At 64.6% G+C, this 16,833-nt stretch carries 18 protein-coding genes; all 18 read right to left on the bottom strand.

Translation table 11 applies throughout. The features are described from left to right. Positions 1-12 precede the first annotated feature (12 nt). The gene (locus AC1DGP_RS16905) at positions 13-426 is read right to left on the bottom strand and encodes an NUDIX hydrolase (RefSeq protein WP_476770024.1); all 414 of its coding nucleotides are present in this window, start codon (positions 424-426) and stop codon (positions 13-15) included. A gap of 17 nt (positions 427-443) precedes the next feature. Then, complete coding sequence (locus AC1DGP_RS16900) at positions 444-1,541, bottom strand: NAD(P)/FAD-dependent oxidoreductase (RefSeq protein ID WP_476832326.1); 1,098 nt, start codon at positions 1,539-1,541, stop codon at positions 444-446. Next, complete coding sequence (gene der / locus AC1DGP_RS16895) at positions 1,538-2,929, bottom strand: ribosome biogenesis GTPase Der (RefSeq protein ID WP_441491860.1); 1,392 nt, start codon at positions 2,927-2,929, stop codon at positions 1,538-1,540. Before der ends, AC1DGP_RS16900 begins: the two co-directional genes overlap by 4 nt. Before the next feature lie 45 nt (positions 2,930-2,974). After that, a complete protein-coding gene (locus tag AC1DGP_RS16890; protein WP_441505513.1) occupies positions 2,975-3,637 on the bottom strand; it encodes a tetratricopeptide repeat protein in 663 nt (220 codons plus the stop codon). Positions 3,638-3,699: 62 nt separating this feature from the next. Continuing rightward, complete coding sequence (gene queA / locus AC1DGP_RS16885) at positions 3,700-4,806, bottom strand: tRNA preQ1(34) S-adenosylmethionine ribosyltransferase-isomerase QueA (protein ID WP_441505512.1); 1,107 nt, start codon at positions 4,804-4,806, stop codon at positions 3,700-3,702. 131 nt (positions 4,807-4,937) lie between these two features. Beyond that, positions 4,938-5,408 carry a peptidylprolyl isomerase gene (locus AC1DGP_RS16880; RefSeq protein ID WP_441491863.1) on the bottom strand — a complete coding sequence of 157 codons (471 nt, stop codon included), beginning with the start codon at positions 5,406-5,408 and terminating at the stop codon, positions 4,938-4,940. Continuing rightward, entirely contained in the window at positions 5,408-6,037 is a 630-nt protein-coding gene (locus tag AC1DGP_RS16875) for a hypothetical protein (RefSeq protein ID WP_441491864.1), read from the bottom strand. The genes AC1DGP_RS16880 and AC1DGP_RS16875 overlap by 1 nt, the downstream gene beginning before the upstream one ends. 18 nt (positions 6,038-6,055) lie before the next feature. Further along, a complete protein-coding gene (locus AC1DGP_RS16870) occupies positions 6,056-6,607 on the bottom strand; it encodes a peptidylprolyl isomerase (protein WP_441491865.1) in 552 nt (183 codons plus the stop codon). 381 nt (positions 6,608-6,988) lie between these two features. Further along, positions 6,989-7,219: a DUF1467 family protein gene (locus tag AC1DGP_RS16865; protein ID WP_069880671.1), complete on the bottom strand. Its 231-nt coding sequence runs from the start codon at positions 7,217-7,219 to the stop codon at positions 6,989-6,991. Positions 7,220-7,321: 102 nt separating this feature from the next. Beyond that, positions 7,322-7,699, bottom strand: a complete 378-nt coding sequence (locus tag AC1DGP_RS16860) for a RidA family protein (protein WP_476770136.1) — start codon at positions 7,697-7,699, stop codon at positions 7,322-7,324. Positions 7,700-7,733: 34 nt separating this feature from the next. Continuing rightward, on the bottom strand, positions 7,734-8,138 hold the full coding sequence (gene mce, locus AC1DGP_RS16855; protein ID WP_476770135.1) for a methylmalonyl-CoA epimerase: 405 nt from the start codon (positions 8,136-8,138) through the stop codon (positions 7,734-7,736). A 110-nt stretch (positions 8,139-8,248) separates the two neighbouring features. Continuing rightward, positions 8,249-9,919, bottom strand: coding sequence for a ribonuclease J (locus AC1DGP_RS16850; protein ID WP_441491867.1), 1,671 nt, complete (start codon positions 9,917-9,919; stop codon positions 8,249-8,251). Between the two features lie 111 nt (positions 9,920-10,030). Continuing rightward, positions 10,031-10,789, bottom strand: coding sequence for a biotin--[acetyl-CoA-carboxylase] ligase (locus AC1DGP_RS16845; protein WP_476832325.1), 759 nt, complete (start codon positions 10,787-10,789; stop codon positions 10,031-10,033). A 13-nt stretch (positions 10,790-10,802) separates the two neighbouring features. Beyond that, the gene (gene nuoN / locus AC1DGP_RS16840; protein ID WP_441505509.1) at positions 10,803-12,230 is read right to left on the bottom strand and encodes an NADH-quinone oxidoreductase subunit NuoN; all 1,428 of its coding nucleotides are present in this window, start codon (positions 12,228-12,230) and stop codon (positions 10,803-10,805) included. Between the two features lie 12 nt (positions 12,231-12,242). Next, on the bottom strand, positions 12,243-13,754 hold the full coding sequence (locus tag AC1DGP_RS16835) for an NADH-quinone oxidoreductase subunit M (protein ID WP_441505508.1): 1,512 nt from the start codon (positions 13,752-13,754) through the stop codon (positions 12,243-12,245). A 4-nt stretch (positions 13,755-13,758) separates the two neighbouring features. Continuing rightward, complete coding sequence (nuoL, locus tag AC1DGP_RS16830; RefSeq protein ID WP_441505507.1) at positions 13,759-15,810, bottom strand: NADH-quinone oxidoreductase subunit L; 2,052 nt, start codon at positions 15,808-15,810, stop codon at positions 13,759-13,761. A 27-nt stretch (positions 15,811-15,837) separates the two neighbouring features. Further along, complete coding sequence (gene nuoK / locus AC1DGP_RS16825) at positions 15,838-16,146, bottom strand: NADH-quinone oxidoreductase subunit NuoK (RefSeq protein ID WP_043236787.1); 309 nt, start codon at positions 16,144-16,146, stop codon at positions 15,838-15,840. Continuing rightward, on the bottom strand, positions 16,143-16,766 hold the full coding sequence (locus AC1DGP_RS16820; RefSeq protein ID WP_113518452.1) for an NADH-quinone oxidoreductase subunit J: 624 nt from the start codon (positions 16,764-16,766) through the stop codon (positions 16,143-16,145). The genes nuoK and AC1DGP_RS16820 overlap by 4 nt, the downstream gene beginning before the upstream one ends. Positions 16,767-16,833 lie beyond the last annotated feature (67 nt).

The raw sequence follows: 16,833 nt of genomic DNA, 5'->3' as shown, positions 1-16,833 counted from the left end.
GCTCGAGAGCAATCAGTCTCCCGCGCGCGGCGCCGCACGCGCCAGCGTGATCAGATCGGGGATGGTGAGGTTTGGCAGCGCCGCCATCTCGTCGAGCGTAAACCAGCGTATCTCGACATGCTCGTCGCAGAGGTTGACCGCGTCCCCGCCCGCCCAGGCATGCACGACGTAGATGTGGTGCAGCGCCTCGCCATTGCGCTCCGGAAAGCGCTCCGGCTCCGACAGCACCAGCTGATACCGTGTCGGGACAAGGCCAACTTCCTCACGGCATTCGCGCAGAAGCGCTTCCTGGAGGCCTTCCCCCGGTTCGACCCGGCCACCGATCGCATCCCAGTGATCGGCCCATGCGCGCTTCCAGGATGCCCTCAAGCCGAGCAGAACCTTGTTTTCCGGGCTGACGAACAGGGCGCTGACCGTCTCGAGCATCCGCCCCTCCATCTGGCCTACTCCGCCCGCAACCAGCGGAACAATGCGGCGTCGTCTCCGCTCTCCAGAGCAGTCGCGACCCGTCGACCGACCGCGGCGCCAAATTTGTAGCCATGCCCCGAACATGCGGAGACCGCGAGCGCCTTGCCAATCCGGCGCGCGAAGAATGTGCCATCCTCGGTGAAGGTATAGGCGCAGGTCGCGGTACGCTTGACGCGATACTCATCGAGCTGAGCGAGCGGCGGGGCAAAATAGTCGCGGATCTGCTCGCCCTCCCCGGGACGAGGCTCGCGCTCCTCGTCGGGCTCTCTCGGGCGGCGATGGATTCCTGCGCCCAGCTTCAGTTCGGTCCCGTCCACCGGCGGCAGGATGTAACCGTGTCTGTCGCCACCGACGCTGACCATGGCAGGCGCACGCTGCCAGGCGTCACGGAGATCCCCGGGCGGATCGAGATAGACGACCGCAGTGCGGTAGGTCTTCAGCGCATCGCCGAGTTCCGGGAACAGGCGCAGCACCCAGGCCCCAGCCGTCACCACGACCTGGTCGGCAGCAATCCGCGCCCCATCGTCAAGGATGGCGACGCCGGCATCCGGCTCCACGGCAGAAACACGCGCATTGGCCTGAATCGCGACGCCGCGTTCCGCCAGAAGTCGGAGCAGATCCGCCGCAATCCGTGCCGGAAAGAGAGCGCCGCCGTCGGCACTGAAATAGGCGTAGCGGAGGCTTGCCGCATCGAGAAAGGGCCAGCGCGTCGCGGCTTCGGCAGGCGCATGCAGCGTATAAGGCTGTGACGTCCGGTCGAGCCCGTCGCGATACTGCTCGCCCTCGTCGCCCTCCTGCAGCGAGACGCCGAGAACGCCGCAATTGGCGAGGTGGGACCGGCCGAGATCAGCCCACATCTCGTCCCATGCCGCGAAGGCCTCCGGGATGGTGCGGGCATAGCCATCGGCACTGCCATAGGCGCGACGGATGATGCGATGCTGGTCGCCCGAGGCGGCGTAGGGATTGGGAATCACCGGCGCCTGCTCGAGCAGCGTTACGTCATGGCCACGTCCGCTGAGAGCCCAGGCCGTCGCAAGGCCGCCAATGCCCGCGCCGACGACGGTGACCTTCACTTGCGCTTGTTGCGATCGTAGGGATTGTCACCGCCGCGCGTATGCAGGCGGATCGGTGTGCCCGGCAGCTCGAATGCCTCGCGCAGATTGTTGACGAGATAGCGCGTATAGGACACCGGCAAATGGTCGAGCTGGTTGCCGAACAGCGCGAAAGTCGGCGGGCGCGCCTTTGCCTGCGTCATATAGCGGATCTTGATGCGGCGTCCGGCGACGGCCGGAGGCGGGTGAGCCGAGAGCACGCCTTCGAGCCAGCGGTTGATCCGCGCCGTGGAGACGCGGCGATTCCAGACGTCATAGCTGGCGAAGACAGCCTGCATCAGCCGGTCGATACCCTCGCCCGCCAGACCTGACAGCGGAACGATCTGCACGCCGCGCACCTGCGCCAGCAAATGGTTCGCCTTCTCCTTGAGCTCGGCCAGCAGGCCTTGCTTGTCGGCAACGAGATCCCACTTGTTCAGCCCGATGACAACCGACCGGCCTTCGCGCTCGGTCAGGTCGACCAGCGTCAGGTCCTGTTTCTCGAAGGGAATGGTCGAATCGAGCAGGACGACGACGACTTCGGCGAACCGAATGGCCCGAAGCGCATCGGCGACCGAGAGCTTTTCGAGCTTCTCCTCGATGCGGGCGCGCTTGCGCATGCCCGCCGTGTCGAAGAGCTTGACCGGGCGGCTGCGCCACTCCCAGTCAACCGAGATGGTGTCTCGGGTGATCCCGGCTTCCGGTCCCGTCAGCAGCCGGTCTTCGCCAATCATCCGGTTGACCAGCGTCGACTTGCCGGCATTGGGGCGGCCGATAATGGTGACGCGCAGCGGCTTGTTGGGGTCGCTGTCTTCATCGAGATCCGCGGCGGGAGCTTCGGCCCAGGCTTGATCGTCCTCGTCTTCGTCTGGCTCGTCGGCAATGAATGGCACGAGCGCTTCGAGCAGATCCGCGGTGCCTTCGCCATGTTCGGCCGAGAACGGAACGGGGTCGCCGAGCCCGAGCGCATAGGCCTCGAATGTGCCGTCCTTGCCCTTGTTCCCTTCCGCCTTGTTGGCGAGCAGGATCACAGGCTTTCCAGAACGGCGCACCAGATCCGCGAAGGGTTGGTCCATCGGCGTCAGGCCAAGCCGCGCATCGATCATGAAAAGGATCACGTCGGCCTGAGCGATCGCGGTCTCGGTCTGAGCGCGCATGCGGCCCGCAAGGGAGTCCTTGTCGGCCTCCTCGAGTCCGGCGGTATCGATGATGCGGAAGCGCAGATGGCCGAGTGAGGCATCACCTTCGCGCCGGTCGCGGGTCACGCCCGGCCGGTCATCGACCAGAGCGAGCTTCTTGCCCACGAGCCGGTTGAAGAGCGTCGATTTGCCGACATTCGGCCGGCCGATGATGGCGACGGTCGCGGTCATGGTGTTCAAATTCGTCCTGTTACGCGCCGGGATCGGCGCGTCGGGTCAATTCTTGGTCTCGACGGCGCCGCCGCGCACCAGCGCAAGATAGAGATCGGTACGCTGGCGCAGCACCTGCGGCGATTGCGGATCGGTCACGATGGCATCGAACCAGCGGCCGGCATCCTCGAACAGATTGGCCTTGAGGGCGGCAATGCCGAGAAACTCACGGGCCGAATGGCGCCAGACGCCCTGCGGAGACGCGAGCGGCTCAAGCGCGGCGCGGGTCTCGGCATAGGGCGCAAGATCGACGCGCAACATCCCGGCACGAAGCCGGGCAAGATCGCGATAGAGCTGATCGAGAGAGCTGTCATTCGCCAGTGCGTCGAAGGCCGTTGCGCCCGCGGCAGCGTCGCGCTTGCCGGTTTCGGCAGCCAGGCGGAACCGCGCGATCTGGCGGTATCCCGCCGGCGCGTTGGCCGCGAGGTCAACGAGGATCGACTCCGCCTCGGCGCCGCGATTGTCGCGCGAAGCCCTCAGCGCCTCTTCCAGCCGCGCACCCACGGCCTGCGAAGCCTGCTGCTCGCGATACAGCCAGACCTGCCAGGCTGCGACGGCCACGACAGCAGCCACGGCCAAACCGATCAGCAGGTTGCCATATTTCTTCCAGAGCGCCGCCGCCTTGTCGCGCCGGACCTCCTCGTCGATCTCACGAAAAATATCGGCCATAGGGTGTCACAATCCTCTTCACCCTGCCGGGTAGCATTTTCGCTGGCCGATTGCGAGCCGGATCAAGCGTGGCGTGGCGTGGTGGGTTCAGCCCTGAACAGCAAACTGCCGTCACCATAGGAATAGAACCGATATTTCTCCGCGATCGCATGGGCATAGGCCTGTTTCATGAGGTCGAGCCCGCAGAAAGCCGAGACCAGCATGAACAGTGTCGAGCGCGGCAGGTGAAAGTTCGTCATCAGGATATCGACGGCCCGGAAGCGATAGCCTGGCGTGATGAAGATGGCCGTATCACCGGAGAATGGCGCGACGACCCCGTTCTCACCGGCAGCGCTCTCGAGCAGCCGCAGGGCCGTGGTCCCAACGGCAACGATGCGGCCTCCCCTTGCCTTGACCTGGTTCAGCGCTGCTGCGGTCTCAGTGCTCACGCTACCCCATTCGGCATGCATGCGGTGTTCGCGCGTATCCTCGGCCTTGACCGGGAGGAACGTGCCCGCGCCGACATGAAGCGTCACGAAATGGCGGGAAACGCCGTGCGCGTCGAGGGCTGCAAACAGCTCCGGCGTGAAGTGGAGACCGGCGGTCGGGGCGGCCACGGCTCCATCCATACGGGCGTGAACCGTCTGATAGTCGTGGGCATCGGCCAGATCGGTCGGCCGCTTGCCCGCGATATAGGGCGGGAGCGGCAACTCACCCAGCCGCGCGATCGCTTCATCGAGCACCGGACCGGACCAGGCAAAGCGCAACTCGACCTCGCCGCCCTCGCCCTTTCCGACGACCTCGGCATGCAGCGCGCCGAGCTCGCACGCATTCGATGCCGCATCCGAGCCGAACACGACCGTCTCGCCGAGAGCGAGCTTCTTGGCCGGCCTGGCAAACGCGAGCCATCGGTCGGATGCTTCGCGCTTGTGCAGCATGATCTCGACGCGCGCCGAGGCCTCTCCCCTGACGCGCCGGCCGTAGAGCCGGGACGGGATCACGCGCGTATCGTTGAGGACGAGCGCGTCGCCGGGTTGAAGCAGGCTGGCGAGTTCGCGAACGCCGCGATCCTCGAATGGTTCGGCTGCATCCGGCCGCACCACGAGCATCCGCGCAGCATCGCGTGGGCTGACGGGCCTCAGCGCGATACGTTCTTCCGGCAGGTCGAAGTCGAAAAGTTCGACATCCACGATCGAATCCGCCTCACAAAACTGCGAACCAGAACAAGATGAGCCCCCATCCGTCGGGACGCGCCTGCGGCGCTGCCGGGATGAGGGCTCATCTGAACTCAGGCCCCGTTCGAACGGGGCCCGTGGCGATATCAGGCCGCGTCGGCCATCACCTTCATCGAGACGATGGAGTCCGGCTCACGCACCGGCTCGCCCCGCTTGATGTTGTCGACATTCTCCATGCCTTCAACGACCTGCCCCCAGACCGTGTACTGCTTGTCGAGGAAGCGGGCGTCGTCGAAGACGATGAAGAACTGGCTGTTGGCCGAGTTCGGGTTCTGCGAACGGGCCATCGAGCAGATGCCCCGAACATGCGGCTCGGCGTTGAACTCGGCCTTCAGGTCCGGCAGGTCGGAGCCGCCGGTGCCGGTGCCATGCGGGCAGCCGACCTGCGCCATGAAGCCATCAATGACGCGGTGGAAGACGATGCCGTCATAGAAGCCCTGGCGCGCCAGCGTCTTCAGGCGCTCGACATGGGCAGGGGCGAGGTCGGGGCGCAGCTTGATGACAACGCGGCCCTTTGTGGTTTCCATGACGAGGGTGTTCTCGGGATCGAGCGACATCAGATCGGCCTTTCATTGGACGGCGCACGGCCGTGGAAGCGAATGGTGAAGGGTCGCCCCGCGATACTCGCTCCGAAGCGCGGCGACAACCTCACAGGTGCGCAGTTTCGGATGGCGTCGATCACGGAGGCGGTGAACCGTTCCCGCAGATCGGGGTCGGTGCGGCGCGTTTCCCAGGTGACGCGCGGCTGGCCAAAGATGGTGCCGTCGCGCCGCAGGCTGAAGCGGACAGTCGCCATGGCGCTGTCGCTGGAGCCGGTCATCGCAGGCGGATTCCAGCAGCGTCGAAACGCTGGACCGAGCTCCGAAACGCGATCGACGGCGTCGCCTTCAAAGCTCCGCGTCACTGGCGAGACCGAACCGCTCAGCCCCGAATCGACAGGAGGCGGCAGGCTTGGAATGGCGCGGCGTGGCGCGTGTTCCCCGAACGGCCCGCCGATCCCCGGCAGGTAGCGCTGCCCCGTCGGTGGGGGCAGCACGGGATTCTGCGAGCCGGAAGGCGGAGGCAGAACCGGGTTCTGCGAGCCGGAGGGCGGTGGCAATCCCAGGTCGCGTGTGTCCTGTGCCGCGCCAGCGCCGACCATGACGATCGACAAGCCGGCGACGAACAGGGGCAGGACACGCGACATGCAGGTAGCCGCTCGTTGCTATTTCGCGTCGGACTGAAGACGCATGCGCACGATCTTGTCGGGGCCGCTGACCTGGCCATTATTGGCCGAGCTGCCCTTCTTGATCTTGCGCGCCACATCCATGCCGGACACTACTTCGCCGAACAGCGTGTACTGCCCCGTCAGCGAACCGCAGCCTTCGTAGCAGATGAAGAACTGGGAATTGGCGGAATCGGGCGAGGCGGAACGCGCCATGCCGACCGAGCCGACCTTGTAGGGCGTGGGGCTGAATTCAGCCGGGAGATTAGGCAGGTCTGACTTGCCCGTGCCGGTGCCGGTGGGGTCGCCGGTCTGGGCCATGAAGCCGTCGATGACGCGATGGAAGACGATACCATCATAGAAGCCACGCTTGGTCAGCGCCTTGATCTGCTCGACATGCTTGGGCGCCAGATCGGGACGAAGACGAATCGTGATGTTGCCGTCCTTGGTCTCGAGCACGACCGTATTGTTGGGATCGGAGGCCGGCGCTTGCGCCTGAGCGCAGCCGAGCGACGCAGCAAGGGCGAGAATGGCGAGAGAACTGCGCAGCATGTGAAGCATCTCCGTCGTTGCCGGAGGATCCGGCCGATCATCACCGGCGTCGTAACGGCATCCTTTGACGGGAACAAGGCGTTGAGCCGCCACATCTGGAGCATGCTGCACTGCACAAGAGCAAACTTCATTTAACTTGCAAAAAGATCAGGCTAGCGCTGCCTAAATGGGTGACAGCCCTGTCACAATCGGATACTCATCTGGCGCTGGGCTCGCTCGGGGAAACCTTGAGCGCCGCGGACCAGGTCTCGGGAGGAACAAACGCCCGCCTAGTATATGAGTCGCACGCAACCAGATGTGCGCCGTTACTGCGGAAAAAACAGACTCCAGGGCAAGGCTTCGGCCTTGCCCTTTGTTTTTGGCGTTACCGTCCGCGGCCGATCAAAGATCGTAGGCCGACCAGATATACCAGACGAACACGAAGATGATTCCGGCCAGGATCGTTGTGATCAGCGCCTTCTTGGCGAGGCCCGGAAGCACGGGCGCGCCTGGCTCGGTGCCCTGAACGACCTCCCCGTCCTCCGCCTGACTGCGGACCCCGAACGGCAGGGTCACGAACAGAACCGTCCACCAGATCACGAAATAAACGGCGAGACCGCCAGCAATGGTCATGGCCTGATCCTTTCTCGGGCGGAGGCGGTCATCTCATGGCAAGCCAGCGGGATTGCGGCAAGGCTCCTCGCTGCCGCAGCCCCTCGCAATCCACGCGAAAGCCTATCCGACCAAGGCGACGCAGGAGAATGCGACGCGCGCTTCCGTGGGCACGCCGAAGCGCGCGGTATGGCGCGCCGGCAGGCCGCCGGGGAAATGCTTCACATATTCAGCATTGCAGGCGACGTAGTCGGATGGGTCGGTGATCAGCATCGTCATCTGCACGACACGGTCGAGGCTGCTGCCCGCTTCCGTCAGAATCTCGCTGATCCGCCCCAGCGCATTGCGAACCTCATCGACCGGTGTCGCACCGCGGTGGATGCCGTTCGCAGGATCATGCGGAGCCGAATGTCCGGAGACAAAGATAAGCCCCGCTGCCCGCGTCGCCGCACTGAACGGGCGTGGCGAGCCCGCTTCGGGCTCACCGAAGAACTCGATCATCAATCGTCTCCCGCTTGTTTCGCGCCGTCGGATCTCAGGCCTGTTCCAGTTCGACAAGCGTTCCGCAGAAATCCTTGGGGTGCAGGAACAGGACTGGCTTGCCATGGGCGCCGATGCGCGGCTCACCGGAACCGAGCACGCGCGCGCCCGTTGCCTTCAGCCGGTCCCGCGCAGCCAGGATGTCGTCGACCTCGTAGCAGATGTGATGAATGCCGCCATCGACATTCCGCTCGAGAAATTTCGCGACAGGCGAATCCGCTCCAAGGGGCTCGAGCAACTCGATCTTGGTGTTGGGCAGCTCGACGAAGACGACCGTGACGCCGTGCTCAGGCTGCGGCAGCGGCTGGGAGACGCGTGCACCGAGCGTATCGCGATAGAGCGCACTCGAGGCCGCAAGGTCCTTTACGGCGATGGCGACATGGTTGAGGCGACCAATCATTCAGAGCTCCCTTGCATCCGGCGAGAACACCGCCGTCCATACTGCCGATGATCTAGCCTTCCGCGCTGGCATCGGCCCGAAAACCGCAATCCAGTTTTCGGGCCGATATCTTAGACTTCGATCACCAGCGCATGCACCAGCGGCTTCTTGCCCCATTCCTCGTTGACGGTGCTACGCAGGCCACGCTCCAGCGCGTTGCGCAGCGCTTCAGGATCGCGGCGACGCGCCTTGGGGATGTTGTCGAGCAGGTCGGAGACCGCATCGGCGACCAGTTCGTCGAAGGGCGTGCCGTCGCGCGCGGCCGGCGGCAGGCCCAGCACGGCAATCTCTGGCTCGCCGGCGATACCGCCCTTGTCGTCAACCGCAACCGCGACCGAAATCATGCCGGCAAAGGAGAGCCGGCGGCGCTCCTGGATCGTCTTCTCCATGGCATTCACCAGGAGAGCCCCGTCCTGATAGAGCCGGCCATGGGGTGCTTCATCGATCTTGCCGGCGCCATCGGCCGTAATGGCGATGATGTCGCCATTGCCGGCACGAACGACGTTCTTGACGCCGAGCCCGCGTGCGAAGGCCGCGTGCTCGCTCAGATGCAGATCCTCTCCATGGGCGGGAATGGCGATCTTCGGTCGGAGCCAGCCATAGAGCCGGGCCATTTCCTCGCGGCGCGGATGGCCCGAGACATGGACGAGATGCGTGCGGTCCGTGATGATCTCGATATTGTCCCGTGCCAGTGCATTCAGGATGTTGCCGACCGCCTTCTCATTGCCCGGAATGGTGCGGGACGAGAAGATCACACGGTCGCCTGGCGACAGGGCGATCTCGGGATGATCGTCGGACGCAATGCGCGAGAGCGCGGCGCGCGGCTCACCCTGACTGCCGGTGAGCAGCGCCACAACCTTGTCGCGCGGCAGGTAGCCATAGTGCTCGACGGAGCGGAATGCCGGAATGCCGTCGAGATAGCCGCATTCGCGCGCGACATCGATGACACGGTCCATCGCACGGCCGACCACGACGACATCGCGATGACCGGCCATGGCAGCTTCGGCGACGGCCCGCAGCCGGGCCACATTCGAGGCGAATGTCGTGACGGCGACTCGGCCGGGCGCGGAAGCGACCAGTTCCTTCAGCTTGGCTGCGACGTCCGCCTCGCTCGGGCTGATGCCGTCACGCATAACGTTGGTCGAGTCGCAGATCAGGGCGAGCACGCCCTCGTCGCCGAGCTCGCGCAGTCGCTTCTCGTCGGTTGGCAGGCCGACCTGCGGCGTCGGGTCGATCTTCCAGTCGCCGGTATGAACGACGAGGCCGACCGGAGTACGGATCGCCAGCGCGCAGGATTCCGGAATGGAATGCGCCACCGGCACGAACTCGATCTCGAAGGGCCCCAGCGTAACATGTCCGCCCTGGGCGACGACGTTGATCGGCACCTTCGGAGCGCCGGGCTCGCCCAGCCGCCGCGTGGCAAGCAGCCCGGCCGCGAACTGTGTGCAGTAGACGGGCGCGCGCAGGGAGGGCCACAGCGCCGCGAGCGCGCCAATATGATCCTCATGCGCGTGGGTGATCACGATGCCAAGCAGATTGGCCCGCTCCTCGATGATGTAGCGCAGGTCGGGGAGGACGATGTCGACGCCCGGAACATCGGGACCGGCAAATGACAGGCCGCAATCAACCAGGATCCATTTGCGCCGCCCTTCAGGCCCGAAGCCATAGAGTGCCGCATTCATACCGATCTCGCCTAGGCCGCCGAGGGGAACGAAGACGAGTTGGTCGCTGGAACGGGTCACGGGAAATCCTAAGGCAAAAGGCAGGGCGCAGAGCGCGCCGGATGAGTGGCAAGGCCTAGCATGAAGGCCGTGGAAGCGCGACAGGAGCCGCTCTGGGACAGGCGTAGCCGTTCAGCCGGGAGGGCCGAAATAGAGATCGCCTGCGTCAACCAGATGTCGCGCGCCTGCGACATCGAGCTCGAGCCGACCCGAAGCATCGAGGCCAAGGAAGCGACCGCTCAGCGGCCCCTCCGCCAGGCGCAGGGTGATGGTCTCGCCGAGGAATGCTGCACGTTCGAGCCAGGCCGCCCGGGCCGGGCCAAAGCCGCCCGGCAATGACCAGGCATCGAAGCGGGCAACCCAGGCGTCGCTGAGCGCGGCCAGCAGAGCCTCGATACTCGCAGCCTGGTCTTCGGCCTTCAGGAAGGTCGCGGGATAAGGGGTATCGTCCGGTCGGCTGGCGACATTGACGCCCATGCCGATGGTGACCGCAAAGCGCCCTGCCCGGCTCTCGCCTTCGAGCAGCAGCCCCGCCGTCTTGGCGCGGTCGATCAGCAGGTCGTTGGGCCATTTCAAAACAAGGCGCGGAGCAGAGAGGCCGGTCACCCTGGCTGCGGCGTCATGCAAGGCGAGGCCGGCAACAAACCCGAGCTGCGGCGCCAGCGCAGGTTCGCAGGGCTGCACGAGCAAGAGGCTGGCGTAGAGATTTCCGGGCGGTGAGCCCCAGTTGCGGCCATGACGGCCACGCCCGGCGCTTTGGCTGCGAGCCACGATCCAGAGTAAGCCAGGGTCGCCCTGGTCGGAGGCGCGACGCGCCTCTTCCATGGTCGAGCCTACCGCGTCCCGCACGATCAGCCGGTAGCCGGCGGCGCGTGCCGCCTCGCCGAGCACGCCGCCCGCCCCCTTAGAACAGCGACTTGGCGGCAGCAGCAGCCGAGTCGAACAGCGGGGCCGGCACGAACGAGAGCATCAGCACGAACAGAGTCGAGACCAGCAGCACGCCGCGCACGCCGATGTCCCCCTTCTCGAAGGCCGGCTTCGCCTCGTCGAAATACATCACCTTGATGACGCGCAGGTAGTAGTAGGCGCCGACCACGCTGGTCACCACGCCGATCACGGCAAGTGCGTAGAGCTTGGCATCGATCGCGGCATAGAAAACGTAGAACTTCGCCCAGAAACCGGCCAGCGGCGGAATGCCGGCGAGCGAGAACATCATCATCGCCAGCGCGAAAGCCATCCAGGGATTGGTACGCGAGAGCCCGGCAAGCTCGGAGATGTCTTCGACCGGCTTGCCGTTGCGGCGCATCAGCAGAACGCAGGCAAAAGCGGCAAGCGTCGTGGCGAGATAGATCGCCATATAGGTCATCACGCCCTGGACGCCCGCTGCCGTTCCTGTCGCAAGGCCAACCAGCGCATAGCCCATATTGGCGATCGAGGAATAGGCGAGCAGGCGCTTGATGTTGCGCTGGCCGATGGCAGCGAAGGCGCCGAGCGCCATCGAGGCGATCGACATGAAGATAATGATCTGCTGCCACTCATGCAGCGCGCCCGGGAACGCCCCGACGAAGATGCGAACCATCATCGCCATCGCAGCCATCTTGGGCGCAGTCGCGAAGAAGGCGGCGACCGGCGTCGGCGCACCCTCATAGACGTCCGGTGTCCACATGTGGAAGGGCACGGCCGAGATCTTGAAGGCAAGGCCGGCGGCGACGAAGACGATGCCGAAGATCAGCCCGAGGCTGATATGCTCGCCGTGGACGGCCTGGGCGATGCCGGAATAGGTCACGGTGCCGGTGAAGCCATAGACCAGCGAGCTGCCATAGAGCAGCATGCCCGAGGACAGCGCGCCGAGGACAAAGTACTTCAGGCCCGCTTCGGTCGACCTGGTATTGTCGCGGTCGAAGGCGGCGACGACATAGAGCGCAAGGCTCTGCAGCTCGAGACCGATATAAAGGCCGATCAGGTCGCTGGCCGAGATCATCATCATCATGCCGATCGTGGCGAGCACGACCAGCACGGGGAACTCGAAACGCATCGAGCCGTCGCGGCGCATGAAATCGCCTGCGAGCACGATCGCCGCGCCGGCACCGATCAGGGTCAGTGCCTTCATGAAGCGCGCGAAACCGTCAGCGACGAAGCCGCCGTTGAAGGTCACCGCCTTGCCGGTGCCCGAGAGCACCATCACGAGCGCTAGCGCGAGCAAGGCAAGTCCGAAGGCTTCGAGCGTACGGGTCGCGCCCTCGCCGCGGATGGCGCCGTAGAGCACCATGGCGATCGCGCCGATGGCGAGGGTGATTTCCGGCAGAGCTGGGCCGAGGGCGGGCAAGGTCATTGCTGCCAAACCTTACTGTACGACCAGCATCGCCGTTTTCGCGGCGGTGAGTGCGGCCTGATAATTCTTGATGAGGGCTTCGGTCGGCGCAGCAAAGGCGTCGAGGATGGTACCCGGCGCAATGCCGTACCAGATCGTCAGCAGCATCAGCGGAGCGAGGATGACGACCTCGCGGGTGTTGAGATCGGTGATGCTCTTGAGCTCGGGCTTCACCAGTTCGCCGAACACGACGCGGCGATAGAGCCAGAGCGCATAGCCGGCCGAGAGGATGACGCCGAAAGCTGCAAAGAACGCGACCCAGGGATTGGCCTTGAAGGCCCCCAAGATGGTCAGGAACTCACCGACGAAGCCGGCCGTGCCGGGCAGCCCGACATTGGCCATGGTGAAGACCATGAAGGCGACGGCGTAACGCGGCATCCGGTTGACCAGCCCGCCATAGGCGGCGATCTCGCGGGTATGCATGCGATCATAGATCACGCCGACGCAAAGGAAGAGTGCGCCGGAGACCAGCCCGTGGCTGACCATCTGGAACATCGCACCCTGAATGCCCTGCGGCGTCAGGGTGAAGAGGCCCATGGTGACGAAACCCATATGGGCGACGGACGAGTAGGCGATCAGCTTCTTGATGTCCTCCTGCATCAGCGCCACCAGCGAGGTGTAGATGATGGCGATGACGGAGAGCGCGAAGACCAGCGGCGCAAACATCGCTGAGGCTTCTGGGAACATCGGGATCGAGAAACGGATGAAGCCGTAGCCGCCCATCTTCAGCAGGATCGCCGCCAGGATGACGGAGCCCGCGGTCGGTGCTTCCACGTGGGCGTCAGGCAGCCAAGTATGGACCGGCCACATCGGCATCTTCACGGCGAAGGATGCGAAGAAGGCGAGCCAGAGCCAGGGCTGCATCGAGACCGGGAACTTATGCGCAAGCAGCGTCGGGATGTCGGTGGTACCGGCATTCCAGTACATCGCCATCAGCGCGAGCAGCATCAGCACCGAGCCGAGCAGCGTGTAGAGGAAGAACTTGTAGGACGCGTAGACGCGGCGCTTGCCGCCCCAGATGCCGATGATCAGGAACATCGGGATCAGGCCGGCTTCGAAGAAGACGTAGAACAGCACGAGGTCGAGCGCGACGAAGACACCGATCATCAGCGTCTCGAGGATCAGGAACGCGACCATGTATTCGCGAACCCGCTTCTCGACCGACGTCCAGGACGCGAGGATGCAGAACGGCATCAGGAAGGCGGTCAGCACCACGAACGGGAATGAGAAACCGTCGACGCCGAGCTTGAACCTGATCGCATCCGAGACCCAGCCATGGGTCTCCACCAGCTGGAAGGCCGGATTGGCCGAGTCGAACCGGCCCCAGGCGACGCAAGCCAGGAAGAAGGTCGCGATCGTCGTCGCCAACGCGACATAGCGAGCGTTGGAGCTGACCGAAGCCTCGTCGCCGCGCTGCGCCAGGATGAAGGCGGCGCCAACCAGCGGCAGGAGGAGTAGACCGGTGAGGATACCGAAACCGAACATCATCTCACCCGCGAGTCAGCAAATACCAGGTCACCAGGCCCGCGACGCCGATCAGCATGGCGAAGGCATAGTGATAGACAAAACCGGTCTGCAGCCGGACGACGCGGTTCGTGACATCGACCACCCGAGCCGAGACGCCATCGGGGCCGAAACCGTCGATGATGAAGCCGTCGCCCTTCTTCCAGAGGAAGCGGCCGAGCCATTTCGCCGGGCGAACGAACAGGAAGTCGTAGATCTCGTCGAAATACCACTTGTTGAGCAGGAAGCGGTACAGGACAGGGTTCGCCTTCGCGAGCTTGCCTGGCACGTCCGGGCGCAGCACGTAGCAGTAGAGCGCGCCGACGAAGCCGAGCACCATCGCTATAAAGGGCGAGGCCACGACCCAGCCGGGAACCTCGTGCATCGCATGCAGGATGTGGTTGTCCTTGCCGGTGAACAGCGAGGCCTTCCAGAAATGCTCGTAGTCGTGGCCGATGAAGGCTTCCTTGAAGACGAAGCCCGCGGCAACGGCACCGAGCGCGAGCACCGCAAGCGGCACGAGCATGCTGAGCGGGCTCTCATGCGGCTGGTGCGCGTGATCGCCGTGACCGTCATGGCCATGTCCGACATGGGCATGGTCATCGTGACCATGCGCGTGCGCGGCATGAGCGTGATCGTCATGACCATGCGCGTCATGGCCGTGGTCGGCCCAGCGTGGACGCCCCTCGAAGGTCATGAAATACAGGCGCCAGGAGTAGAACGAGGTGAAGCAGGCAGCCACGACCAGCAGCACGAAGGCGTAGTCGGTGGCGAAGCCATGCTTGGCCGCAAAGGCGCTCTCGATGATCGCGTCCTTCGAGAAGAAGCCCGCGAAGCCGAACATGGTGCCGGGAATGCCGAAACCGGTCAGCGCCAGCGTGCCGATCGTCATCGCGGCCGCGGTGAAGGGAATGTATTTCCGCAGCCCACCCATGCGGCGCATGTCCTGCTCATGGTGCATCGCGTGGATGACCGAGCCGGCCCCGAGGAACAGCAGCGCCTTGAAGAAGGCGTGGGTGAAGAGGTGGAAGATACCGGCGGAATACGCTCCGACGCCCAGCGCGACAAACATGTAGCCGAGCTGCGAGCAGGTCGAATAGGCGATCACGCGCTTGATGTCGTTCTGCACCAGACCGACGGTCGCCGCGAAAAAGGCGGTGGTTGCGCCGATGACGACGACGACGGTCATTGCGACCGGCGCATATTCGAAGATCGGCGACAGGCGCGCCACCATGAAGACGCCGGCGGTGACCATGGTCGCGGCATGAATCAGTGCCGAGACCGGAGTCGGGCCTTCCATGGCGTCAGGCAGCCAGGTGTGGAGCAGGAACTGCGCCGACTTGCCCATCGCGCCCATGAACAGCAGCAGGCAGGTCAGGGTCAGCGCGTTCCACTCATAGCCGAGGAACCGGAAGGTCTGGCCGGTCAGTTCGCCCGCCTTCGGGAAGATGCTGTCGAAGGTGACCGAGCCGAACAGCACGAAGACCAGGGCGAGGCCGAGGAGGAAACCGAAATCGCCGACGCGGTTGACGACGAAAGCCTTGATCGCAGCCGCGTTCGCCGAGGGCTTCTGGTACCAGAAGCCGATCAGCAGATAGGAGGCGAGACCGACGCCTTCCCAACCGAAGAACATCTGGACCAGGTTGTCCGCCGTCACCAGCATCAGCATGGCGAAGGTGAAGAGCGAGAGATAGGCGAAGAAGCGCGGCCGGTGCGGATCCTCGTGCATGTAGCCGATCGAGTAGAGGTGCACGAGCGAGGAGACGGTGTTGACGACGACCAGCATGACCGCTGTCAGCGTGTCGACGCGGAAAGCCCAGTCGACGCGCAGATCGGCGGATGCGAGCCAGGTCGCCACCTGGATGCGCGTGGTGCCCGCGCCGAAGCCGACATTGAAGAAGGCGATCCAGGACAGGACGGCCGAGACCATCAGCAGCGAGGTGGTGACGATCTCCGAGGCGCGTGATCCGATCAGCCGGCCGAAGAGGCCGGCGATCAGGAAGCCGAGGAGCGGGAGGAAGACGATCGCGTGATACATGGCAGCTAGCAGGGCGCGCAGGCGCGCTCAGCCTTTCATCATGTTGATGTCTTCCACCGCGATCGTGCCGCGATTTCGGAAGTAGACGACAAGAATGGCGAGGCCGATCGCGGCTTCCGCCGCCGCGACAGTCAACACCAGGAGCGCAAAGACCTGGCCGACGAGATCGTTCATGAACGACGAGAAGGCCACGAAGTTGATGTTGACCGCGAGCAGGATGAGCTCGATCGACATCAGGATGACGATGACGTTCTTGCGGTTGATGAAGATACCGAGCACGCCAAGCGTGAACAGGATCGCGCCGACCGCGAGATAATGTCCCAGGCCGATCATCAGACGGTCTCCTCAGGCAGGCCGGCGCGCGAGGGCACCTTGCGCACTTCCATCGCGGTTTCCTTGGTGCGGGCGTTCTGGGCGACGACATTCTGGCGCTTGACGCCGGGACGGTCGCGCAGCGTCAGGACGATCGCGCCGATCATGGCGACGAGCAGCACCAGACCGGCCGCCTGGAAGTAATAGACATACTGGGTGTAAAGCACCTGGCCGAGCGCCTCGGTGTTGCTGATATTGGCCGGGATCGCGGCGACGGGCGTGCTGACGATCTTCGGATCGATCACCCAGGCGCCAACCACCAGCAGCAGTTCGACCAGGAAGATCAGCCCGACCAGCGCCCCGACCGGCAGGTAGTTCAGGAAGCCCTGGCGGAACTCGGCGAAGTCGACGTCGAGCATCATCACCACGAAGAGGAAGAGCACCGCGACCGCGCCGACATAGACGACGACCAGCAGCATCGCGAGGAACTCGGCCCCGAGCAGCAGGAACAGGCCAGCCGCATTGACGAAGGCCAGGATCAGGAACAGCACCGAATGAACGGGGTTGCGCGACGACACCACCATGAACGCCGAAGCGACGGTGATGCCAGAGAACAGATAGAAGAATGCCGCTGCGGCGTTCATCTCGGTCAGCCCTTCCGCCCTTGCGGGCGGCCCTCGTTTCAAGCGTGCCCGAGCGAGTCAGGCACAG

It is taken from the genome of Allobosea sp. 05T433 (assembly GCF_056396065.1).
This window is presented reverse-complemented; position numbering and strand designations above follow the sequence as displayed.

Excerpts from the sequence above, each read along its gene's own strand:
- AC1DGP_RS16870 (WP_441491865.1), bottom strand. The coding sequence starts at position 6,607 with ATGCTGCGCAGTTCTCTCGCCATTCTCGCCCTTGCTGCGTCGCTCGGC.
- AC1DGP_RS16835 (WP_441505508.1), bottom strand. The coding sequence starts at position 13,754 with ATGTTCGGTTTCGGTATCCTCACCGGTCTACTCCTCCTGCCGCTGGTT.
- nuoL (WP_441505507.1), bottom strand. The coding sequence starts at position 15,810 with ATGTATCACGCGATCGTCTTCCTCCCGCTCCTCGGCTTCCTGATCGCC.
- mce (WP_476770135.1), bottom strand. The coding sequence starts at position 8,138 with ATGATTGGTCGCCTCAACCATGTCGCCATCGCCGTAAAGGACCTTGCG.
- nuoN (WP_441505509.1), bottom strand. The coding sequence starts at position 12,230 with ATGACCTTGCCCGCCCTCGGCCCAGCTCTGCCGGAAATCACCCTCGCC.
- der (WP_441491860.1), bottom strand. The coding sequence starts at position 2,929 with ATGACCGCGACCGTCGCCATCATCGGCCGGCCGAATGTCGGCAAATCG.
- AC1DGP_RS16865 (WP_069880671.1), bottom strand. The coding sequence starts at position 7,219 with ATGACCATTGCTGGCGGTCTCGCCGTTTATTTCGTGATCTGGTGGACG.
- AC1DGP_RS16860 (WP_476770136.1), bottom strand. The coding sequence starts at position 7,699 with ATGATCGAGTTCTTCGGTGAGCCCGAAGCGGGCTCGCCACGCCCGTTC.
- AC1DGP_RS16890 (WP_441505513.1), bottom strand. The coding sequence starts at position 3,637 with ATGGCCGATATTTTTCGTGAGATCGACGAGGAGGTCCGGCGCGACAAG.
- AC1DGP_RS16880 (WP_441491863.1), bottom strand. The coding sequence starts at position 5,408 with ATGTCGCTCGATCCCGAGAACACCCTCGTCATGGAAACCACAAAGGGC.
- AC1DGP_RS16875 (WP_441491864.1), bottom strand. The coding sequence starts at position 6,037 with ATGTCGCGTGTCCTGCCCCTGTTCGTCGCCGGCTTGTCGATCGTCATG.
- AC1DGP_RS16905 (WP_476770024.1), bottom strand. The coding sequence starts at position 426 with ATGCTCGAGACGGTCAGCGCCCTGTTCGTCAGCCCGGAAAACAAGGTT.
- AC1DGP_RS16820 (WP_113518452.1), bottom strand. The coding sequence starts at position 16,766 with ATGAACGCCGCAGCGGCATTCTTCTATCTGTTCTCTGGCATCACCGTC.